Origin of the sequence: Congregibacter brevis (assembly GCF_045689245.1) — a bacterium.
Classification (GTDB): domain Bacteria; phylum Pseudomonadota; class Gammaproteobacteria; order Pseudomonadales; family Halieaceae; genus Congregibacter; species Congregibacter brevis.
The window spans coordinates 1,909,635-1,932,329 of record NZ_CP136865.1; the positions used below are offsets into that span (position 1 = coordinate 1,909,635).

Sequence of the window (22,695 nt, forward strand, 5' to 3'; positions counted from 1 at the left end):
AACCCGTAGGAGATTATGCCGAGCAGTAGCGCGACGCAAACCCTATATCTGTTCTCAGCTCCTAAAGGGCGCAATAATCAATCTTGCTGGGCGCTCTCTCGGAGAAATGATTGCTGCTTCTAGCTTTGGAAAACCTGCGAACACTTGCTGCGATGAGCAGTTCTTCAGCTGTATACTTTGGTTCTTTCAGGGAGGAAATACCGTTTTGAATAGCGTAGCAAATCAGCGAGAACCTCTGCCGACTGATCCGAAAAGTCGACCGGTTACTATCTTAATGGCTGATTTGCGCGGGTTTTCAAACCTCGCCGGCACCACAGCTCCTGATGTCCTCGTCGGTATGCTCCAGCCTTTTTTTACCGAAATGACCCGAATTATCCACGAGCACGGGGGCTATATTGATAAGTTTCTGGGCGACGGGATCATGGCCCTGTTTGGTGCGCCAGAAAACAGTCAGGAGCACGCGGGACAGGCAATATCCTGTGCTGCAGCAATGCAAGATGCCATGCATTTGCTCAACCGAGGTAAGGTTGCCCTGCGTATCGCACCACTCTACATGGGCATTGGTGTGAGCAGTGGGGAGGTGATGGCGGGGTCTTTTGGATCCGAGAAGTACCACGAGTACACAGTGATCGGCGACGCGGTGAACATTGCCGCACGCCTGGAGAAATTCGCTTTGCGTGGCGAAGTTCTCCTGAGTGATTCCTGCTATCAAGCAGCACGCGAAGAACTAGAGACCGACCGAAGCCGGGATATACACGTTCGAGGGCAGAGCAAACCCATCACTGTGCACAAGCTTCGAGCCGTACTTCGGCCAAAACATATTTCTATCCCCGAAGTGGAGGTCCGAACATCGCCGCGCGTCGACGTAGACCTGCCTCTGAAATATCAAACGATCAAAAACCGCCGCGCATTGTCGGAAAGCCATGAAGGTAAGATTATCAATCTAGGTTATGGCGGCATGCTTGCGAACCTTGCGTCTCCCTTGCCAGCCGACAGCGAGATTGTTTTTGGAATCAATCCAGCGCCTACAAGTACGCAACAGGAAGAGGTGTATGCAAAGGCTCTTCACCACCATGAGACCGCAGACGGATTCCAAACTGCATTCGCTTTCACCGCAATTGGAGACCTTGGTCGCGATGCGGTGCATAGTTGTGTAGATCAGGTGCTGTTGAGTTTTTAGGGGACCAACGCTCCTCTAGTCTCAGTGTCTACCGAGTCGTAATCAATGAACACCAACACAACTAACACCCTGTTGGCGGCTGTCGCCCGTCGCGATTTATGCCGGGTGGCTGACAGCTGCATCGTGCGTATCCCTCGGCCTGGTCTTGGCGGGTTATGGGTGGATGGCGGAGACCCCCGCGGCGCTAGTAGCTTTGAGCGTTGCGCTGGCCATCGCCCTTACCGTGCAGTACCGTTTACGACGGGCATCGGAGTATGGGCTTACAGTTGTTTGGGCTTTGGTTGGTGTCATGGTTTCTAATCGAGACCCCCTAAATGTGCCAGTGCTAACGGTTGCAGGGCTCGGGATTTTGGCGTTAATGGTCGCGCCAAGATTGACTCGGTCCCAATCCCTTTGACGCTCAGAAGATTGGAGAGTTACTAATGAATGTTAAACGTGTGCGTCTTCGCTATTGCACCGCAGCCGCGGTTTTGAGCTTTTTTTCTTCTTTACTTGTTCACGCCGATTCGCCCATGGCAGCCCATGATTTCTTCGCTGATGGTGGGCTGGTGGTTACGGAAGCGTCCTACCCCTATGCGGAAACGGCGCGGCAGATGATCCGTGCACAGGCGCTAGCGGGTCAGGTCAATCGCTTTGTGCATCGACCCGAGCTTACACCCACAGCCGACCAGCCTGTCGTTCGAATGAATCGTGATTCCTATTATTCGTCCGCGGTCGTCGATGTTTCCCAAGGCGCTACAGTTACGCTGCCAGAGGTGCCCGAAGGTAAGTATCTTTCGATGCAGCCGGTGACCGAAGATCATCGAACGCAGCCTATGTCTTATGGCGGCGGTACCTATCAGCTTGCCACCCATACTGGGAGCCACGTGTATGTCATTGTGCGTCTCGATGCGACCTTTTCCAGCGAAGAAGTACAACGCTATCAGGCGGCAATGCGAATCGAAGCGGCAAGCAGCAAAGCGTTTTCCTCCGAGCCAGTAAATAAAGATTCATTCTATGCAGTAGAGAGTGCGCTCAAAGCTAAGCGTTTTGAACTTCTTAAGTCTTATGGCCCAGATATTCTTTCACGAAGTATGTTCACTGCTCCGACCGACGAGTCGCGCGCTTTTTTTGTACCGGAGATTCACCAGGTAGCCTCTGCCGCTGGTTGGGGTGGGGCGCAAGTCCGTGACAATGTTTACGAGCTAACTCCTAATCTACCCGCCGAGGGCTGCTATCAGGCAACCTTCGAAGATCCGGGTAATGACGCGTTTTGGTCCTTCACGGTATACGACCGCTCGGGATTTATGTTCGACGATGTTGCGAATGTGAACAGCGAGCTTGCGGCCCCTAATGATGATGGGAGCTATACAGTCAGCTTGGGTTGTGACGCTGGCGCCGTTAACCGTATCCCCATTGAAAATGCATCAGGTGTCTTCAATGTCACGGTGAGACACTATCGTCCGTCGTCCCGCGTCATTGAAGGATATCGACTGGCACCGTCTATCGAAAAGGTTCAGCCTTAAGGGTAGGTGAGCACAGCGTGTTTGCTGTGGTGTAACTCTATTTGATTCGAGCGAGTGCGCTACGCGGATTGGTACCCGAGAAGCTTCCCTGACAGGGGGCAAGAGGGCGCTCAGCAATGACTTCTTCCGCCTGACCCCGAGTTCAATTTTTTCTTCAGATTTCAATATTTTATGTGACTTCATCTAAAACGCTGTGCTAGCCTTTTTTAGCCAAAAACTATAAAGGGCAGAACATGCCGGAAGGCCTGTTTTCTGATCAGACAATCCTTCTGACTAACAGCCTGTTGGTCAGTTTACTCCTCGGCGGCCTTTGGCTGAGCGATCGTGGTCAGCGCCATAATCTCTATTGGGCGGGCGGCTTGTTCGCATTGTTCATCACGGTTGCGACGCTGCCAGCGGTCACTCCAGGTTCAATAACACCCATTATCTGGCTTTGCGTCTTCTCTGTTGCTGCGGCAATTCCATTATTACTACAAGGGACGGCCATTTACGCCCAACGGAGCTTTTCCGGACGCTACTTGCTTTTGGCGGGCGTAGTGACTGTGCTGTCATTTGCGTTGTTGCGGGCCATGAACCTCCGTGGCGTGATCGTACCGGTCATGGGCCTTGTGGCGGTTTTTTGCTACATAGCTTTGACGCTCCGCGTGCATGGTGTGGCAGAAAAGATAGCGGCGTTTCTTTTCTTCGTACGTGGGGTGACAGTCCTTCTCGCGGCCTTTGGTTCAGGACTGACTCTTGAGAACCAATATTTAAGAGTAGACCTGATTGCGATTAGTCAGGTCGCGGCCATGGCATCGTCTCTTTCTTTGCTCTTTGTGGCTTTTCTTGCAAATCAGCGAGAGCTAGACCGCGGGCGACTGCTGCTTCGTCAGAGCAATCGCATAGCTCAGCGTTTGGGACAGTTGAGTTCCACAGATAGCGTTGTGAAAGAGAGTATCGAGCTATTGCTTGACGCCGAGCCCGCATCAACGGTGTGGATGTATCGTCTCGACGAAGGTAGCCGTCAACTGGTGACGCTAGAGTCTGGTGGTCGCCTTGGGCACTTGGCAGCGAGCAACCCTGAGCTGGCGCTGGAGGGGTCCCTAAGTGGTGCTGCTGTGCGTAGCGGGCGTGTGCAGGTGGTCGATCAAATGGCTACCGATAGCCGTGTAAACGACCTAGCGCAGTCGCTTGCTAAGGAGCATGCAGCGGAACAGATTGGCACAATGATCATCATTCCGCTCCTGAGCGGGGATCGAGTCTACGGTACCTGCAATTATGTACTTAACGGGCAGCGCAAACTGAATGAAGCGGATCTCGAGGGTTACGCTGCCCTTGGTCGAACAATAGGATTGGCGTTGAGCAGCGTTGGGCATTTGGAGCAGATGACCTTCCGCGCGAATCACGATTCCCTCACTAGCTTGCCAAATCGCGGGGCGCTGCACGAGACCTTTCGACAGCACGTTTCGGAAAGGCCCGATAGCGGTGCCTGTCTGTTCCTTTTGGATCTTGATAAGTTTAAGGAGGTTAACGATACCCTGGGTCATCACGTGGGTGATCAACTACTCAAGGAAATCGGTCCTCGCCTTAGTCAGATCGATGCGCCGGGTGAACTCCTAGCATCACGTCTGGGGGGCGATGAGTTTGTACTTCTCTTAAAAGTTGCCCTTCAGGAAGCGGAGGCCACAGCGCTGGGAATGGAGATTCTCGAGGCCGTACGTGCGCCATACGTGGCTGATGATTTGTCTCTTAGCATCGATGGCAGCATCGGTGTCGCCATTACATCCGAGGATCGCGAAGACAGCCACGAAATGCTGCGTTGCGCGGATGTCGCCATGTATCAGGCAAAGAGTTCGGCGACGCCTGTGCTCGTTTATAACCAGAGTTTCGATCCCCACTCTCGAGAGCGCCTTGCTCTTATGTCCGAACTCAAGGCTTGTATTGGTGGCGATCAACTGCTGCTGCACTACCAGCCTAAGGTCCACCTGGCCAGTGGTCGCGTGACCGGTGTTGAGGCCTTGCTCCGCTGGCAGCACCCGGAACACGGACTTGTTCCACCTGCGCGATTTATTCCTATGGCGGAGGTGAGTCCCATGATTAACCCGATATCCCTTTGGGTGATGGAGCAGGCTATCGAGAAGATAAAGTCCTTTGGGGATCAGGAGATCAGTGTTGCCGTCAATATCTCTATGCGGAACTTGGCTGACGATACCTGGTACCAGCAAGCGATAGATCTCATTCAGCAGTCTGATGTGGACCCCTGTCTACTAGAATTAGAGTTAACCGAATCGGTGTTCATGCAAGCCCCGGACGAGGTGAGTCGAAAGCTTCATGCGCTCACGGAGACCGGGGTGCACATCTCGATTGATGACTTTGGCACAGGGTTTTCTTCGCTGAACTACTTGCGGAAGCTGCCTATCGCCCAGTTGAAGATTGACCGCGGTTTTGTGATGAATCTGGATCGCGACGCGGGTGACCGACAAATCGTCGAGTCCATACTGTCGCTGGCCAGTGCTATGGATTTAGATGTGGTGGCGGAGGGTGTGGAGAGCGAGCACATTCTTCAATACCTTCGAGACTTGGATTGCGATTACGCGCAAGGCTTTCATATCTGTCGCCCGTTGCCACCGAACGAGATCGATTGCTGGATCAGTGAGTTCAATTCAGCTCCGATCAACATTGTATAGAAACCCAAGAATACGGTTAGACTTTTCCTCTGTTGTGTTTTGGGGGCTACTTGCAGCATCGTCAACTCGACGAAGTAAGAGTTCGGCGTCGTGGCCATAAGGCAGTAAGTGAAGGAGCTAATGCAATCAACTCCATGACGCCCGCCGACCAGCAAGCGGCAGAGTTACGCAGCGGTATTTTCTTTGCGCTAGCGGCCTACGGCTTGTGGGGTGTCTTTCCCATTTACTTCAAGCTGCTTGAGGCCGTATCCCCGACAGAGATTTTGCTTCACCGTATCGTTTGGGCGGTACCTTTTGGTGCGCTGATTATCACTCTTCGCAAACAATGGTCTGACGTTATTGGGGCTTTTGCAGATCTGCGCGTTGTTGCTTGGCTGGCGCTCTCAGCGCTGTGCATCTCAGGTAACTGGTTTGTATACATTTGGGGCGTTGTGAACGAGCGAATATTTGAGGCTAGTCTTGGCTATTACATAAACCCCTTAATGTACGTCGCGGTCGGAGTGCTGTTCTTTGGTGAAAGGCTACGGCGGGCGCAATTAGTCGCTGTCATTCTTGCGTCGATTGGAGTACTGGTGCTTTCAGTGCAGGGAAGTGGGCTTCCCTGGGTATCTTTGTCCCTTGCGGGTTTGTTCACCGCCTATGGGATCATTCGTAAGCGCGTTGCCGTGGCTGCGATGCCCGGTCTTTTCGTGGAGACTGCTCTGCTATTCCTTCTAGCATTGACCGGCCTGTTGTGGCTCGTGCTTAGCCAAGGTGCTGCGTTTGCCGGTGGGGATCTAACAACAGACGCGCTATTGCTGCTGTCAGGCCCACTCACGGTTTTTCCTTTGCTCTTTTTTGCTGTCGCGGCACGTAGGCTATCGTTAATAACAGTCGGTTTTATGCAGTTCCTTGCTCCGACCATGCAATTCGGCGTTGCTGTGTATTTTGGCGAAGCACTGACAACCGCGAGGATCGTATGTTTTGGATTTATTTGGGCCGCAGTCATTGTTTTTAGTGTCGATGCCCTTGCAACAGGGCGCAAACAGGCGGCTGTGCGGGTGGGTGTTCGCTGAAAGCCGCTGACTAAGGCGCGCTTACTCTCGTTGCCGCTGCGCAATAACACTCTCTACCTCAGCGGCCGCAGAGACTAAATCTTCCTGCTCTGCTAATGAAAGCGTGCGCGGCTTAGGGTGGATGAGACAAAGGGTGACTGAGGGAGCTCTGATCAAAAGATGAGAAAAGAGTCCCTCAGAAGCGGATTCGAACCTTATAGAATTGCTCCAAGCCACTTACTCAGTTTATTTCCTGGACATTCATAACAAGATCGTTCCAGTTTCGCTGGTTTTCCATATCGTGCTCGAGACCTTGCTCGTCTGCGATGGTGAAGCGCTTAATAGCGGGTGTTTTGCTGGTAGCCTGATAAAGCCAGTAGGCCTCGGCTTTTAGCGCCTCGTCGATGGGCTTATCTATAGACTCGTAGACCATTTGCTTGCACGCGTTGATGGATTCCGCCGGGAACTTTGAGATGCGCTTTGCGAGGGTATCTACGTACTCGCCAATCTCCTCTGGCTCCAGCGCTTTGTTGATGGTCCCGTAAGCTTCTGCTTCGTCAGCATCAAAGTCTCTGGCGCTAAGAATTATTTCTAGTGCACGACCCAAGCCGGTTTGGCGCGCCATGCGAGAGGCACCGCCACCACAGGGCAAAATGCCCATGCCGACTTCCATCTGCATAAATTTAAACTTACCGCGGGCAGCAAACCGCATGTCCAAAGCAAGTGCGAGTTCGTGGCCGCCGCCGCGGGCGAAGCCTTCAAGCTTGGCGATAGTGGCCTGCGGTACCTTGCTGATGCGCTCACACACAGCTTGTAAATCCAGCAGCTGAGCTTCCTCGCGAGAGACCGCCTCTTCGGACATGTCCTTAAGAAGCTCCGTGTCGTAGTGGCATACCCAGACCTCGGGATTTGCGGACTGAAAAACGACCACCTTAGTTTGGCGATCGCGCTCTAGGCGCATGGCCAGACTGTTAAGATCGGCCAACATTTCCTGACCTTGAACATTCACGGAGCCAAAATCAAAGGTGACTGTGAGAATCCCGTCGCGTTGTTCCGTCGTAAACGTAGTGAATCCTGCGTATTTCATTGTGATTTCCTTGCTGTATTTGAGGCTTGGTTTTGGGGAGGGAGTGCTGATTTTTTTGCTTAGGTTTCGTTTACGTCGAGATCAGCGATTATTTCTTCTATCGCCAAGACGACACTCTTGTTCTTCTCGTCGCTCAGCGCGTCGGGGTGGGGATTCGAGAACTGCCCTCGGTCGTTATCAAAGTACTTTCCAGAGGCGTCTTCGAACTCTTCGTTCAGCGCGGCGCGCATGAGAATGTCCGCGCCGATACCCAGGTCGTTTCCTGCAACGCCATAAGCGTCCTTGACCATTTTGCTGGCGAGTAAGGACGCGGGATTGACTGCGATGATCGCGGGGCCCTTAGCACCGATTGCCTTTGCGAGATGGAAGGTCCACATGGTGATAGCGAGCTTGCTTTGCGCATAGGCCTGGTTGTCCCCCAAGGGCTCCTCGCCCGCGAGAGCCTGCAGACTGACGGATGCTTGGGCTGCCGATGACAAGTTGATGACTCGACCATCCGTTGGCACAAGCGATAGCAGTAGCTGGGTGAGAAGGTACGGAGACACTGTGTTTACTATGAAGCGTAGATCGTGGCCGTTTTCTGTGGTGGGCGTTGCAGTTCTGAAAACGCCTGCATTGTTGATGATCACATCAATGCTTGAGTGATCTTCCGCGATGTCGGCGGCCAGCCTACGCACATCGGCGATCTTGGAGAGATCTGCGCGATAGGCCTGCACCGCGCCCGAGCCACTGATGGTTCTTAGCTGCTGCTGGGTATCCGCCAGCTTTTGTTCGCTCCTGCCGTGAATAAGCAGGGTGTGACCCATGGCCACCAGCAGTTTTGCTGTCTCAAATCCAATGCCGTCGGTAGCACCGGTTAACAAAATGGTCTTCATAGTGAGTTTCCTAATGGGCAGTTGTTGGAATGAGCTCGTTCGCGAGCGTAGTTAATGTTGCGTCAATGGGGGCACGGTTGAAGCGCAGGTTTAGAGCGACGTGGTTAACGCCGATGCTCTGTCTCTCATCAAGGTATTTGCGTAAGTGGTGTATGCCGGTTCGAACACCCAGGTGGATCGGCACGGCAGACGCCCCGGGATCCTCGAGCAAATCAATGTAAAGCGGTTCCATGACGGGTTTGCGGGTCTCGCCGTTACGCACGTTGTTCTTGCGATACCGATCGATCAGTTGGGATTGCAACTGAGCGTGACGAGGATAGGTGATCCAGCCATCACCGTTTGCGCCAATCCAGTCATCCGATTGCTGGCTGGATCCTGTGATCATCAGTGGCAAGCGAGTTCCATCAGGTTTTGGCAGGAGATCTAATCCAGATTCCACTTGGCCGAAGGCGTTGGAGAACTCAGCGTTACTAGCTCCGACCTGGCGGATGTAGTCATAACTGTCACGAAACCGTGAGCCACGATCGCTAAAGTTGCTGTTAAGCGCTGGATACTCTTCAGGTCGGTCCCCTGAGGCGATCCCCATAATCAACCTACCCCCAGACAAGTTGTCTGCGCTTGCGGCGGATTTGGCAACGTGGGCGGGGTGGCGCAGCGGTAGAATAATGCTGGCCACACCCAAAGCGATTTTTGATGTTTGGGTAGCGAGGGCACCAAGGTAGACAAAGGGATCAAGGGTTTGACCCGCGTCGCCAAAAGAAGGCACGTTGAAGATGACGTCGCGCAGCCAAACCGCTGAGAACCCTAAAGACTCGGCTAGTTGAACTCGCTCTATATGCTGCTCCAACGTAGGCACCGCGCTATTGGGGTAGGTCTCGATGGGTACAACGAGGCCGATGGATAACTTGCCCGGAGTAAACGTAGCGTTGTAGCCCACGTTTATCGGATCAAAGGTGCCAGGGTTTTCGTTCGCGCTATGAACGCTTGCCGATGTCATGGGTACCGCACCAAAGTGCGAGTTTCGATACTCTTTCGTGGCGGTGCCGCACTGTTAGAGAATTCCATATCGAGAGCGCTGTGGCCCAGAGATGGGCGTCCGCGATTGTCGTAGATATTGAAAATCGCGACTTCGTCGGGAGTCATCTTCGATAGATAAAACCAATCGTGATCTCGGTTAGCTGCAACTCCCAGAATCTCGCCGACGCGATCTGCGTAAATGAGTTCGATAGTCATCCAGTCGCCTGTACTTAAGGACCGCGGATTGATGAAACCGAGGGGAGAGTTCTGGATAGAGTTTTCTATCGGGCGCCATACATTGACGAAGCCGTAGTGGCCCGAGCGGAACTCACGGGCTCGTTCTTCTCCGACGATATCGATCAAGCGTTGCTCGGCGCTACGCTCGCTATAGTCATTGTGTACGTTTCGAGCTGGCTTTCGATCAGCATTGGCATTGTCGATACGCACGGTGTGATCAAAGACGATAACCTCGCTGGCACCGATCTTGTCCGTGAGTAAAGTGCGAATTTCAGCGTCGTAGGTGTTGGTCCAGCTCTGGCGGTCATCAAAGGCTTGGGTTTGAGCGCTATGGCGTTCAAAGCAGATGCCATCGCTTTTAAAACTGATTGAACTCGACTTCCCCCGCACGTCGCGGACGGCGACCTGCGTAGGTTTCAACTCTGGTGAGATGAGATTGCCAGGCACGCCACCCACATCAAAGTGGAACGCTTGAACGTCACTGCTTTTAACGTGGTAATTGACTGTTGCTGTTTCGCGCATGGCGTTGCCTCCAGATATTCGTCGGAGAAAACTGTTGTGCTTTCCCGCGATGAGGACACTTTATTGGCAGCTAAAAGATTGTTAAATAGGCTAAAAAGGGTTTCAGTATTCGTATTTCATATATAATTGACGAAAATAATCTAACTGGCTAAGGGTTGATGGATACGGAAGGGGTGCGGCTATTTGTGACGGCTGCGGAAATGCTGAACATCAGTGCAGCCGGGCGCGCACTCGGCTTGGCACCAGCAGTCGCTAGCGCGCGGCTATCAAAGTTAGAGAAGCAAATCGGTGCCGACCTTCTGCATCGCTCGACACGCAAGGTATCGCTATCCCTCGAAGGAGCCGAGTTTTTGCCCTATGCCAAGGAAATGCTCGCTCAGGAGGACGCTGCGCGTGCGGCATTGGGACATGGCAATGAGGAGGTCACTGGTACCTTGCGCTTTGCTGCCTCCAGTACCTTTGCGCAACGCTTCGTGGCGCCGATCCTGCCGGAGTTCCTGGCGCGATATCCGGGAGTCGAACTGGAGTTAAAGTTATCTGATACGCAAATGCATCTGATTGAGGGTGGTTACGATCTCGCGCTACGCAATTATGCAATTGAGGATAGTAGTCTTCGCGCCCGCAAGCTGGCCGACGATACGCGGATCCTTTGCGCTTCCCCCGACTACCTGGCTACTCATGGGAACCCCGAAACCCCCGATGATCTTTTGAAGCATCAGATTCTGACTTTTATGAGTGGCTCGGCCAAGAAGCTTGTATCAGCAATCGGCGAGGCTCCATGCTCTTTCCCGCCGCCCGGGGCGAGGAGGCGTGTTGTGTGTGACGATGGTGCTAGCATGAGGATAGCTACCATTGCTGGAGTCGGTATCTCGATGAACTCTTACTGGAGTATCAATGATGCTCTTGATGAGGGACGGCTGGTACGCGTGTTGCCTAGCTACGAGGTCGATGACGAGTCAGCAATCTGGCTGGTCTACCCCAAATCAAATGTACTCACTGCTAAGGTACGGGTGTTCATCGACTTTCTGGTAAAGAAAATTGGTAGTTCACCCGCGTTAGATGCGTCCCGGCTGAGATGACCGGTTGCTGATTACCGTGGCTACTTGCCCGTCAAATCCCGAATGATGATCGACCAATGGTCTAGAGCGTCATAGAACGCTTTGATTGGCACGCGCTCATTCAGACCGTGAGCAAACTTTTCGTCGGGGTTCATGAAAATTCCGCCGACGCCAAACGTTGGTACTCCCGCTTTGCGAAAATGCATGCCGTCGGTTCCCCCCGATGACATGTAGGCAATAAGATCGAGACCCGGATAGCGGCTGTGAACGGCTTTGCCGACTGCCGCCAGAACATCCGCACGGATTTCCGAAATAGGGCTCTCTGTAGGGTCTCCAAGGAGAAGGAATTCCGCTTCTTCATTACCCACAACTGTACGTAATTCTGCTTCGATATCGGCTACCGCAACACCGGGAAAGATACGGCAGTTCACCGTGGCCGTCGCAGACTGGGGCAGCGCGTTTTCAGCATGCCCCGCTTCCAGCATCGTGACTACACAGGTTGTACGCGTTGTACCGACATACGAAGGCTCAGTGCGAAGTCGTGCTGCCGCCTCTTCGTCTTCAGGGTCATAGGCGAAGCGCACCATGGCATCGCCAAGTTCACCACCGAGCTTTTCACCTACCTGCTGAAAGTAGGAGAGTGTCATTTCGCTCCACATTACGGGGAAGCGATGCGCTTCGATGGCTTTAATACCACTGGCAAGTTCGTAGATAGCATTATCATCCCGGGGGCGGCTGCTGTGCCCGCCGGGGTTGCGGACTGTGATTTCCCAGGTGGCGAAGGTTTTCTCCGCAGCTTGCAGGCTATAGTCAATAGCGCGACCGTCGGCGGTGAGGCTGCCGCCGCCGGAATCTGAATTGAGCGCAAACTCTGCTTCCACAAGCTCTGGCATTTCGTAGGCCATCATGCGTGTAGTTACCATGCCGCTCTCTTCATCGCCTGAAAACGCCAGGATGAGATCGCGGTCCGGCACAAAGCCTTCTTTTTTGAGACGAATCATTGTGCCTGTGAGTTGAGCGACGCCAAATTTGTTGTCGATTGTCCCGCGGGCATAAAAGTTCACGTCGTCCTGCGTAAGTTCGAAGGGTGGTCTTACCCAGTCATCTCGCAGTGCCTCAACCACGTCCAGATGTCCCAAGAGCAATATGGGTTTTTTACCTGCGCTACCGTCGCCGCGATAAGTAGCAATAAGAATTCCAAAATCATCTTTGGGGATAACGCGAACGTCGTCTTTGGCAAACCCCGCGGTGACTAGCTCATCGGCAAGGTATTGGGCTATGCCTAGAGTGTTGCCTTTGGTCTTGGAGGTATCTACCTCGACGATAGTGCGATAAATCTCCAAGGTCTTTTGAGCGTGTTCGCTTTGAATCGCATCGCTCTGCGCGGTTACGATCGTGCTGGTTAACAGTAAAGACGTTGCTAGTGACTTCATTAATAATTTGAACGGCATTGTGTTCCTCGTGGTCGCTCTAGGTGGTTTGCAGTTTTAGCTTGAGCGTTTGTGTAAGCAAGCATAGCCGATAGAAGCGCACTGCACCTAAAAGTCTACGCCTGCAGATCGATAGGCGTGTAGTACGCAAACGATTCCTGATCAGGAGGGTCCGAGTTTTCTTTAGATCTTGTTTTTGATTCAGCGATTAGCCCCGCTCGAGCCTGTTGTTCTAAGGCTGTTGCCTCAGCTGCAACTGCTCGATCCTGGCTGGACGGTTGAGCGGGCGCCAGGGCCGCTCGGCGAACAATGCGGGCTTTTTCAATTGTTGCTTGAGGGTCGTTAGGGACAGGGGAAACATCGATGGATACTTCACCTGCTACGGCATATTGCTGCCCGTTTGGCCCGCGCTGATAGGTGTAGCTCGGTGCGCTTGCGTAGCGTCCGCCGACACTGGCATGAGCTTGCTCGTGGGCACGTACTTCTCGGTCTCGATCCGCGAGCTCGCGCACTTGTTTTTGCTCCTGCTCGCTAAGCCCATTGATCGATACTCGGTCCGTGTTTGCGTTATTGCCGAGGGCCTGATTTTCTCGATCGCGGGTTTCGCTCCCTGAGCGCTCACCCTCGATGCCTCGGGTATCTTGCGAGATTGCAGTGGGTCGCACTACGTTAGTCATAGGGGCGAAGTTGGAGGCGCCTATGTTCATAGAGGTGTTACTGAACCCAGGTTGACCGACGATCCGGCCGATCATTGGCGGTAATGGGCTGCGGGCCGCGACGGAGCGTTTGCCGACCCGAAGCGTTGTTGATGTTTACAGGGCATTGTCCTTCGTTTAGCCAGCCGAGAGCGCCGGCGGTTAGCGCATCTTCTTCAGACCCAAACGCACCGGCAAAACCGTCCTCAACCGCACAAAGTGTAAAGCGGCCGGTGTCTATGAGTCCGGTATAGAAGCCTCCAAAGCCCTCACCGTTGACGCTTTCAAACGTCACTAGGCGAAGGCGCGTGTCGCAACCTCTTTGATCAAAAGCGTATTGGCCTACGGCCTTGCCGGAAGTGTCGCTGCCGATAAGTGCGATCTCGGCGAAAGGCTCCAGGCTATTAATGAGTAGCTCGCTCGCTGACGCCGTCGATTCACTGGTAATAAAAGCAATACGAAGGGGGCTTGCTGACCCGGCGCGACGGGAAAAGGCAAAATCCTCGTTTTCGGAAACGCGCTTCTCGTTATGACTAATGCTGTAAGCGATCTGACCGTCGGCTATGTCTCCTCCCAGTAGATCCATAAAACGGCTGGCGACATCCACAAGGCCGCCGCTGTTATAGCGCAGGTCGATGACAAAATCGGTGATCCCCTGTCCTGATAGCTCCGCAAAGGCCTCATCCAAAGCTGAGTTCGCTGATAGTGTGAAACTGCGTAAGTGGATATAGCCGACTGGGGGCAGTCCCTGGCGTTCCAAGGTGCCAGGAGCGGCGGCGAGAGGAGGGACGTCAAGCTCGCGTTTAGCGACGGTGAGCTCCGAGGTTTCGCCATCGATCAGCAGTCGAAATTCTCGTTCCAACCCTTCTATCGATCCGCCAAATATTGTGTCGAGCGTTGCCCCCTGTTCTTCATACTCTCGCATCGTTACAAAGCCTTGGCCCGAATCTACCGCAAGAATCTCTGCGCCGCGTTCGAATCCCGCCTGGAACGCTGGTGCACCCTCAAAAGCGTCGCTGATCAGGTAGCGCCCGCTGTCATCCACCGCAAAACGAAAACCGAATCCGATAAAAGCTCCGCTGGTGAAATTGGCCTCGTCCTCAGCCACCGTGGTGAGGTAAGAGAAGCCGGGATCCCGGAAGTCTTCTGCTAGTGGAGCGGTAAGCGCCGCGAGGTATTCATTGGCAGTGGCAAAGTCATCTTGGTTAACAGTCGCCATTTCGTCGTACCAGAGATACCAATCTTGCGCGACGGAAAACACAAAGTCTTTTTGCGTTTCTACCCCGCAGCTGGCAGTCGTGGGTGCTGGCGTGACTGGGGCAGCGACTGTCGTGTTGCTATTTCCGCCACCACCGCCTCCGCAAGCTGTGGATAGCGCCGCTGCCATAATGATCGAATGTTTGAATGGTGTTTGAATGATCGGTATCTCTAAAATTTAGCTGCGCAAAATCACGGAGCAATAGGCGGAAGTATAAGGTACTTGCCGTCAAGACTCAGTCTGTATGGATTGGTGTCTTGGCACTGCATTAGCTTTGCCGAGGATCACCGAAAGTATTCCGCCGCATATCATCGCCGACGCTAAAACCAGACGAAGAGAGAGCGACTCCTGCGCAAACACTATTCCCCCCAAAGACGCTATCACTGGAACGCAAAGCTGCAGCACTGCGGCTTGCGTGCCGGAAAGTCCACGTAATGCCGCATACCAAATGCTATAGCCAACTCCGGACGCCAGGCTCCCAGACAGGACGGCGAGCATCACGCCTTTGATTGATACCTCTAACTGCGTAACAGTCGCGGCTAACAAAATCAGCACCAATGGAAGAGTACGCAAAAAATTGTATGAAGTGTCTCTCAGCGGGTCTTCTGAGCGCCTGCCCAAAAGCGTATAGAAGCCCCAGGCAATGCCGGCCGTACTCATCAATAAAAGACCGACCAGCGGCGGCGCAGCAGCACCCGGTGCGACTAGGTAGGCAAATCCCGAAAAAGCGATGATCAGTCCCAGCCATTCGAGCCGGTTCGGCCGCTCGCCTGTAACAAGGCCGCTAGCAATCATTGTCAGCTGGACCGCCGTAAACAGTATAAGGGCCCCGATACCTGTTTCTAATGTTGTGTATGCATAAGAAAAGGCCGCGGCATAAACAAAAAGCATGCTTGCAGCGCTCCAGCTGCCTTTGGAGCCGGGCGCGCTTTGAGAAGGAGTGACGCTGAGAATTATGAGAAGAGCGGCGACGGCGGATAGAAGACGAATAATGGTGAAACCCGATGGATCTATAGCTTCTTCGCCAAGGGCGAGCCGACAGAGGATGGAGTTTCCGGCAAAAGCAATCAACGCAAGTGTTGTGTAAACCGTAGTTCTCACTTTGAAATACGTCCTGAAATCTCTTCGGTCACTGACTTATTCACTGTTTTGATAACGGTTCTGACAAATGTTCCGATAACCAAGGTGCTGAGAGTTGCCGGACGCGACCAGGCTTACCAGCAACTATAGGCACCAGAGAGTCCTTTTTGTTCCGATATTGTCTTACCCGGCTGCTCGGCATGATAGGGCACAGGGCTTCACGGTGGATAATGGGGCACTGTTTGTACGATAATGGTGCACACGTTCTGGTGTGGTAACGCAGCCTATCGGTCTTAAAATTTTCCGGTATCCGTACTCCATCCAGAGTAGATAAAAATAAAGGTAGGGCGTCAGCATAATGAATTGCCTGTTAACGACGCGATCGCTTAAGTCGCGACGGTCTCTGTTAAAAACCTCTGCGGTTAGCGTTGTCCGTTCCGTCTTCCTGAGTTGTTTAGCCCTGTGGGCGTTGTCTGGCTGCTCTGAGTCTGTGGTAGAGCCCGAGAGCCCTGGTACTCAGGCACTGACCAGTCTGATGACAGCAGAGCAGTATCAGAACTCTCTGGGATATATTTTTGGTCCTGGTGTCGACTTGCAGGTGGAGTTTGCGCCCGTAGCGCGCACTGAGGGGCTTCTCGCAAACAGCGCTTCAATAGCCGGAGTCAGTAGCGCTCAGTTGCAAGGCATTCAGGGCGTTGCCGCGAGCGTAGCCAAGCAGGTTGTCGATGCCACTCATCGCAATTACCTAGTTCCTTGTAAGCCCGCCGCAATGGATGAGCCAGACCAAGACTGTGCGGTAGAGTTTCTTTCTCGGGTTGGGCGGCTTTTGTTTCGGCGCGCGCTCACAGAAGAAGAAATCACTATGTATGTTGAGCTTGCTGGAACAGCGGCAAGCGACCTCGAAGATTTTTATGCGGGTCTGGAGATTGCCCTCGAGGGAATGTTGATAAGTCCGGAGGGCCTCTTTGTTATCGAGCGTGTCGAAGCTGACCCAGATAACCCCGGGCAGCTGCGTTTAGACGCTTACTCCTTGGCATCCAGGCTGAGTTTTTTCCTGTGGAACGCTGGGCCCGACGATGAGCTATTGTCGGCAGCGGAGAATGGCGAGCTCCAATCCGAAGGAGGCGTCGAGCGATCGGTAGAGCGCATGTTAGCGAGTCCGCGCCTAAACCAGGGTATGCGCGCATTCTTTGACGACATGTTTGCTTTTGAAGAGGTAAAGACGCTCGCCAAGGATTCGACTATCTATCCGGAGTTTACTGGAGTCACAGCGGAAGACGCGCGCGAGCAAACACTGCGGACTACCATCGATCATCTGCTGGTCAATGATTACGACTACCGCGACCTGTTCACCACGCGGTCTTCGTTTATGTCGCCGGCCTTGGCAATTATTTATGGCGTGGCTGCGCAGCCGGGCTGGTCGCCGGTTACCTTTCCTGAGGGGAGTCCTCGCGGTGGCCTGTTGACGCAAGTCAGTTTCTTATCGCTGCACGCGCACCCGGGGCGGAGTTCGGTCACTTTGAGAGGCCAAGCACTGCGGGAGTTGTTCCTGTGTCAAACCGTACCCGAACCTCCGCCAGGCATAGACTTTTCCGTGGTGTCCAATCCCAACTCCCATTACCCCACACAGCGAGAACGTGTTGCAGCGCATCTAGAGACACCGTCTTGCGCAGGTTGCCACAGAATCACCGACCCGATCGGCTTGTCCTTGGAGCAGTTCGACGGGGCTGGTGCGTTTCGCCTTACGGAAAATGGCGCAACTATTGACGCCAGCGGCGGGCTCGATGGCTACGAGTTCGATGGCGCGATTGGTCTAGGGCAGGCGTTGCGAGAGAACCCCGAATTGCCTCGCTGTCTCGTTCAGCGCGTGTACAGCTATGGTACGGGTGGACCTCCGGAGCTTGAGGCGAGAGCAGTGATGGATTATTTCAACGATGAATTTGCGCAGGACGGTTATCGGCTTCGGGAGTTGCTGCGAACGGTGGCACTAAGCAGCGCTTTTTCAAGGATTCAAAAGGACCCTAGTGAAGGGAGTGATTCGGAGTCCTCTTCAAGTCAGGTTGCCGATGTAAGTTCTAACTAATTGATCCGGTAAATATGTAGGTCATGGATACACAGGAGAGTTGTTATGAGTAAGTGGAATAGACGTCGAGTGCTGAAAGGCATGATGAACGGCGTCGGAGTGTCCGTTGCTCTGCCTTTTCTGGAGGTTTTCCTTAATGGAAGCGGAACAGCCTTGGCGTCGGGACGACCTATGCCTGTGCGGTTTGGCACCTGGGGCTACGGTCTCGGTGGTACTTCAGACATCTTTGTGCCCAAAAAAGTCGGCGCTGGATATGACCTTCCTGAGGAGATCGCCTCCTGGGACCCGGTACGCGACGATATCAATCTGTTTACTAACGGATCGGCATTTCCCGACGCGTCGCCAAACAACAATCACTTCACCGGTTGGGTTGTCTCAAGAACGGGAGTGGCGCCGGAGGTGAATAGCATCGTTCCAGCGGAAACTATCGACGTCACCGTTGCCAAGCAGATTGGTCGGGCGACGAGGTTTAGCTCGCTCACTGCGACTGCCACAGCCGATGCCAGAGATACTTATAGTTACTTGAATGCAGCTACTCCGAACGCACCAGATTGGTCGCCTCTCCAGTTCTACAAGCGTCTTTTCGGGCCGGAGTTTCAGGACCCCAACGCCGAGGAGTTTAATCTCGACCCACGGCTGATGGCGCGAAGAAGCGTTCTGTCCAGCGTAATGGATCAGTCCCGTACCATGATGAAGGCCGTGGGTGCGGAGGACCGAGCACGCCTCGATCAGTACTTTACCGGCTTACGCCAGTTGGAGACGCAGTTCGATCATCGCCTTACCAAGCCGGAGCCCATTGCCTCATGTATCGCTCCCGGTGAGGCTCCTGTGAACCCTCTTATGGACAAGTCCGCGGATGCCGTAAAGCTTCGCCACAAGATGATGACGGAGTTGATGGTAATGGCCATCGCCTGTGATCAAACTCGTGTCTTTAACATGACTTATTCTGCGGCATTTTCTTCGATTATTAAGCCGGGGTATCCCAAACCGCATCACACCTGCACCCACGAAGAACCCGTTGATGGTGAGCTGGGTTATCAGCACCACGCATCGTGGTTTACGCGCCGGGCAATGGAGTCCTGGTCGGACTTTGTAGCCGCCTTCAAGGCGATCCCCGAAGGTGATGGAACGCTGTTGGATAACGTGCTCATTCTGGGTACCACCGATGTCGGATATGCGCGGACTCATGCTATCGACGGAATGCCCGTGTTCCTTGCAGGTCGCGCAGGGGGCAAAGCCAAAAGTGGAATTCATGTCGATTTGAAGGGGGGCTCGGTGTCGCAAGTAGGCTACACCGCCCTGCGATTGCTCGATATCGATACACCGTCTTGGGGGACCTTAAGCAACAAGACCTCTGAGCCCATTGCTGAGGTGGTGGCCTGAGTGGTGCACACCATGGGCGTAAAGAACAGTTCATTGCCACATCGTAAAGCGACTGCCTTGAGCGCTCGGCACATAGTCGGAGCGGCCTCTGTTTTCATTGTCGGGTTGTTCTCTGCGCAAACTTTTTCTCAGTCACAAACCGGTTGGCAGACGGACTCACAGCTGGGCTCTAAGTACTGGCAGTCTGCTGATAGCCCCGCGCAAGAAGCTTTTATCGAAGAGCTAACCCCGCCGGGGATTCAGGTGGTGGTAACTGCTCTTGAGGGCCCGGTGTATGCCGATGAGCAAGGCCGCACGTTGTACAAGTGGCCTCTCAGTGCTTTGCGTAATGGGTCCACTGGCGACCGAAAAGATGGCCCTTCCAACTGTGGAGACGAAGTTATAGAAGTCTCCGCAGGCTTGATGAGCCCCTATCCCCCCAATCTTTTACTTCCGGTAGAACAGCGCGTCAGTTGTTCAAGTGTTTGGCCGCCACTGCTTGCGGATGCTGATGCCGAGGAGTTGGATAAGTGGACCCTCACGGAGCGAGCGAACGGCGATCGGCAATGGTCCTACGATGGCTATCCACTCTATCGATCGCATTTAGACGAGGAAGTTGGCGATGTGTTTGGCGGATCCAAGATTCGTTCGCGCAATGACGGTGGCGTAGTTCGCGTACCGGTAGGGCCTCCCTCAGACGTACCCGCAGGGTTCAAAGTAATTCCCAGCACTACGGGAAGGCTTTTGGTGAACAAGGACGAATTTTCTGTTTATGCCTGGGACGGGGATGAGTCGAACAAGTCGAATTGCGATCTGGAATGTCTGAAGAATTGGACGCCTGTTCCCGCGCCGGGAATCGCAATGAACCGTGGTGAGTGGACGGTGGTTAAGCAGTTGTCGGGATTCAATCAATGGGCCTTTCGCGGACAACCCTTGTATACCCATAACAATGATCCTGGTACCCGCAGCTTCGCGGGTGGTGATGTACCTAACTGGCGGAACCCACAATGGCACAATGTTTATACTCAGCGTGCTGTAACCCCGCCCGGCGAGTTTACTGTGCAGGACGTGGAGTTTGGCGGACAGGTTTTGGCCGATAGCTCGGGGCGTTCGATTTATCTTTACAACTGCCGGGATGATTCCATGTCGCAGATAGCTTGCGATCACCCCGGTTCATCACAGGACTATCGCTTGGCCATTTGTGGCGATGGGGATCCAGAGCTATGTAGAGCGACTTTTCCCTATGTGCTTGCGGGTCCAGACGCGGTAAGCGCGAGCAGCCTGTGGAGCGTTATTGATATTGATGAAGATAGCGGCAACCTTGCCACTGCAGAAGTTGATCCCGACAAAGTTTTGAAGGTGTGGGCTTACCGAAAACGCCCGGTGTACACCTATGTGGGCGATGATGAGCCCGGTGTCACAAATGGTGATGGCATCGGCGAGTTCACGGGCAGCCGAAATGGTTACAAAGTTTTCGTACTGCGGGATGATTTTGGCGAGAACGCATTTCGACGCTGAAAAACCTGCCGCACAACGCGGGCGTAGGTCGCCCAGGAGAGCCAAGCGATGACACTCTTTTTACAATCTCTACCAGCTCGCGGATCTTCCGTAGCCAAGAGTATTCGGCTCCTAGGAAGCCCTCTACTCGCTATGCTCGTGTCGATGGCAGCCTTGTCCGGCGCAGCAAATGCCGAGCCCGTCAGTGGTAAGCGAATCGGATATGTACTTACAGAGCGTCATTGGTCTGTATATCAAACGGAGGACGCCAAGACGGAGTGCCCTCAGGGATTCAACATTGGACCGCGTGAGCAGTACTCAGAACTCTATCCTGAAGAGGGTGGTGTGCTGCGCGCCGAAGTCGATACTCGCCTTGTTAGAGAAGGGCGACGTTTTCACCGCGAGACTTCGGACGAACCGTTTCCGTTTTACGATGCGGTTGGTCCGAACGCCTACGGCGTGAATTTAGATGGCAAGATTACCGAGGAAGACTTCACGAGTCCTGACGGAGTGGAAGGCATCGATAACCAGCTCAATCGCGCGCTTGCCTGTATTGCGATATATCGAGGTCCCGACGGAGCCTTCTACCACTTTTCGAACTTGTTCATGTACGGCAATGCTTATAACCGTTGGCTGATTGAATTGACGGGAGTCGACGATCTGGCTAACGACGACGAGGTAACAGTCAGTTTTTATCGCGGTCTGGACGATCTCGTTACCGACGCCTCGGGGAAGGGTTTTGTGGCTGGCGGTACGCAGCGCGTTGACGGTCGATGGGGCGAGAGCTTCCGAGGCGAAGTGCAGGGCCAGATAGTCGATGGAGTTCTCACAACAGAGCCCGCGGCTCGTACCAAGTTTCCCTGGTCTTTTCCCGGTATCGGCGGAGGCTTTCACATTTTCCACGACTTCCAATTGCAGTTGACGCTGACGCCGAAGACGGCGGAAGGCCTGCTAGCAGGCTATGCCGATGTCGAGCAATACAATCACCGCCTTAATCGGAATTGGACCACCCATCACCAGAGTTATGGGCAGCTATCAGCGGCGTCATTGTATCGCGCTATGAAGCGCTTGGCAGACGGTTACCCGGATCCTGACACGGGAGCCAATACCGCAATATCCTCTGCCGTCGATGTCAAAATGCATCAGGTGTACATCGTGCATCCCGGCGACGAGACCATGGGGATAAACACAGCGCAGCGCTAGCTCTCTGAGATCCATGGATGATAACTAAGCAAACAGGGGAGTATTTGATGAGAGTTCGACTGAGTTACCTGGGGATGGCGCTCACTGTGTTGCTGTCATCATTATCTGCGTTGAGCGCTGCCGACGATGCCAACATGTCTGCCGCAGGCGGGGGCCTCATAGATTTGTGGTCATCCGGGCAGCCGGCTTTTGGTCAGTATGTTACGCAGTCTCATGATGCAAACGACTCCCAGAAGTCTCCAAGCTATACGCTACAAACTGGCTTGGATCTCGCTGCGAACCCTCTGCTGGATTTCGCATTTCTCAGTCTTGAGCAAAAGTATGAATTTCAATCTGCGCAGAATGTTGTTCAAGGTATTCGTCAGGGAGCGGTGGATGCCGTGCAACTCCCACTGCTTGTCCGTATTCCCCCGATCAATGTGGATGGCGAGGATGCGGCCAGAGCTCGCGTGCAAGAGCTCTTGGCCATGGGAGCCAATGGCGTAGTCATTCCCCATGTAATGGATCTGGAAGAGGCTCGAGCTGCTATCTCGTTTTTTGAAGGCGCCGATGTGTGGTCTCCCGCTAATCCTGACGGCGACATCGTTGCCATGCTGATTATTGAGGACCCCGATGTTTTTACCGAGCTGGAAGAAATTGCGAATCTCCCGGGATTCAGCGCGCTTGTGTGTGGCATAGGCAGTCTGACCAGCGCTTTAGGTGGCGATAGGGCCGCAGCGGAAGCGATCAATCAACAGGTGTTGGCGGAGAGTAAGCGCGTGGGTAAGCCGAATCTAACGACGGTAGACCCAGAATCCGTGGCGCTCCGGGTAGAACAAGGATTCTTGGGTTTACTGGCCTACGGGCCGGAATCACAAGAATCAATCAAGCGCGGCAAAGCGGCCGCGGGTCGTTAGCTGCTAGAGG

At 53.8% G+C, this 22,695-nt stretch carries 19 protein-coding genes; 11 read left to right on the forward strand and 8 right to left on the reverse strand.

Features of this window, described 5'->3' with window-relative positions; all coding sequences use genetic code 11:
* Window positions 1–274 precede the first annotated feature (274 nt).
* From R0137_RS08470 to rarD, 5 genes are all read left to right on the forward strand, one after another.
* Window positions 275–1,180 carry an adenylate/guanylate cyclase domain-containing protein gene (locus tag R0137_RS08470; RefSeq protein WP_407329941.1) on the forward strand — a complete coding sequence of 302 codons (906 nt, stop codon included), beginning with the start codon at window positions 275–277 and terminating at the stop codon, window positions 1,178–1,180.
* A 45-nt stretch (window positions 1,181–1,225) separates the two neighbouring features.
* The gene (locus tag R0137_RS08475; RefSeq protein ID WP_407329942.1) at window positions 1,226–1,480 is read left to right on the forward strand and encodes a hypothetical protein; all 255 of its coding nucleotides are present in this window, start codon (window positions 1,226–1,228) and stop codon (window positions 1,478–1,480) included.
* A gap of 122 nt (window positions 1,481–1,602) precedes the next feature.
* Window positions 1,603–2,685 carry a DUF1254 domain-containing protein gene (locus tag R0137_RS08480; RefSeq protein ID WP_407329943.1) on the forward strand — a complete coding sequence of 361 codons (1,083 nt, stop codon included), beginning with the start codon at window positions 1,603–1,605 and terminating at the stop codon, window positions 2,683–2,685.
* Window positions 2,686–2,918: 233 nt separating this feature from the next.
* Complete coding sequence (locus R0137_RS08485; protein ID WP_407329944.1) at window positions 2,919–5,351, forward strand: putative bifunctional diguanylate cyclase/phosphodiesterase; 2,433 nt, start codon at window positions 2,919–2,921, stop codon at window positions 5,349–5,351.
* A 134-nt stretch (window positions 5,352–5,485) separates the two neighbouring features.
* On the forward strand, window positions 5,486–6,406 hold the full coding sequence (gene rarD / locus R0137_RS08490; RefSeq protein WP_407329945.1) for an EamA family transporter RarD: 921 nt from the start codon (window positions 5,486–5,488) through the stop codon (window positions 6,404–6,406).
* Window positions 6,407–6,626: 220 nt separating this feature from the next.
* Here rarD and R0137_RS08495 read toward each other — a convergent pair whose 3' ends face one another.
* The 4 genes from R0137_RS08495 to R0137_RS08510 are packed head-to-tail and all read right to left on the reverse strand — an operon-like array spanning window position 6,627 to window position 10,123.
* Window positions 6,627–7,472, reverse strand: coding sequence for an enoyl-CoA hydratase/isomerase family protein (locus R0137_RS08495; protein ID WP_407329946.1), 846 nt, complete (start codon window positions 7,470–7,472; stop codon window positions 6,627–6,629).
* A 59-nt stretch (window positions 7,473–7,531) separates the two neighbouring features.
* Window positions 7,532–8,347: an SDR family NAD(P)-dependent oxidoreductase gene (locus R0137_RS08500; protein ID WP_407329947.1), complete on the reverse strand. Its 816-nt coding sequence runs from the start codon at window positions 8,345–8,347 to the stop codon at window positions 7,532–7,534.
* A 10-nt stretch (window positions 8,348–8,357) separates the two neighbouring features.
* On the reverse strand, window positions 8,358–9,344 hold the full coding sequence (locus R0137_RS08505) for an LLM class oxidoreductase (RefSeq protein ID WP_407329948.1): 987 nt from the start codon (window positions 9,342–9,344) through the stop codon (window positions 8,358–8,360).
* Entirely contained in the window at window positions 9,341–10,123 is a 783-nt protein-coding gene (locus tag R0137_RS08510) for a CmcJ/NvfI family oxidoreductase (RefSeq protein WP_407329949.1), read from the reverse strand. The genes R0137_RS08505 and R0137_RS08510 overlap by 4 nt, the downstream gene beginning before the upstream one ends.
* A 158-nt stretch (window positions 10,124–10,281) precedes the next feature.
* Between R0137_RS08510 and R0137_RS08515 the strand changes: the two genes are divergently transcribed.
* Window positions 10,282–11,202 carry a LysR substrate-binding domain-containing protein gene (locus R0137_RS08515; protein WP_407329950.1) on the forward strand — a complete coding sequence of 307 codons (921 nt, stop codon included), beginning with the start codon at window positions 10,282–10,284 and terminating at the stop codon, window positions 11,200–11,202.
* A gap of 20 nt (window positions 11,203–11,222) precedes the next feature.
* Here the strand turns inward: R0137_RS08515 and R0137_RS08520 are convergent, their stop codons facing one another.
* The 4 genes from R0137_RS08520 to R0137_RS08535 all read right to left on the reverse strand — a co-directional run bounded on the left by R0137_RS08520 (window position 11,223) and on the right by R0137_RS08535 (window position 15,665).
* Window positions 11,223–12,632: a M20/M25/M40 family metallo-hydrolase gene (locus tag R0137_RS08520; protein ID WP_407329951.1), complete on the reverse strand. Its 1,410-nt coding sequence runs from the start codon at window positions 12,630–12,632 to the stop codon at window positions 11,223–11,225.
* A 95-nt stretch (window positions 12,633–12,727) separates the two neighbouring features.
* A complete protein-coding gene (locus tag R0137_RS08525) occupies window positions 12,728–13,318 on the reverse strand; it encodes a putative metalloprotease CJM1_0395 family protein (protein ID WP_407329952.1) in 591 nt (196 codons plus the stop codon).
* A gap of 7 nt (window positions 13,319–13,325) precedes the next feature.
* A complete protein-coding gene (locus R0137_RS08530; RefSeq protein WP_407329953.1) occupies window positions 13,326–14,693 on the reverse strand; it encodes a S41 family peptidase in 1,368 nt (455 codons plus the stop codon).
* 99 nt (window positions 14,694–14,792) lie between these two features.
* Entirely contained in the window at window positions 14,793–15,665 is an 873-nt protein-coding gene (locus R0137_RS08535; protein WP_407329954.1) for a DMT family transporter, read from the reverse strand.
* 337 nt (window positions 15,666–16,002) lie between these two features.
* Here R0137_RS08535 and R0137_RS08540 point away from each other — a divergent pair, with 337 nt between their 5' ends.
* Genes R0137_RS08540 through R0137_RS08560 form a run of 5 tightly spaced genes read left to right on the forward strand, consistent with a single transcriptional unit; the run spans window position 16,003 to window position 22,685 of the window.
* Window positions 16,003–17,727, forward strand: a complete 1,725-nt coding sequence (locus R0137_RS08540) for a DUF1592 domain-containing protein (protein ID WP_407329955.1) — start codon at window positions 16,003–16,005, stop codon at window positions 17,725–17,727.
* Between the two features lie 45 nt (window positions 17,728–17,772).
* Entirely contained in the window at window positions 17,773–19,110 is a 1,338-nt protein-coding gene (locus R0137_RS08545; RefSeq protein ID WP_407329956.1) for a DUF1552 domain-containing protein, read from the forward strand.
* A gap of 57 nt (window positions 19,111–19,167) precedes the next feature.
* Window positions 19,168–20,607: a hypothetical protein gene (locus R0137_RS08550; protein ID WP_407329957.1), complete on the forward strand. Its 1,440-nt coding sequence runs from the start codon at window positions 19,168–19,170 to the stop codon at window positions 20,605–20,607.
* Window positions 20,608–20,655: 48 nt separating this feature from the next.
* On the forward strand, window positions 20,656–21,789 hold the full coding sequence (locus tag R0137_RS08555; RefSeq protein WP_407329958.1) for a hypothetical protein: 1,134 nt from the start codon (window positions 20,656–20,658) through the stop codon (window positions 21,787–21,789).
* Between the two features lie 47 nt (window positions 21,790–21,836).
* Window positions 21,837–22,685, forward strand: coding sequence for a host specificity protein (locus R0137_RS08560; RefSeq protein WP_407329959.1), 849 nt, complete (start codon window positions 21,837–21,839; stop codon window positions 22,683–22,685).
* Window positions 22,686–22,695: the final 10 nt, after the last annotated feature.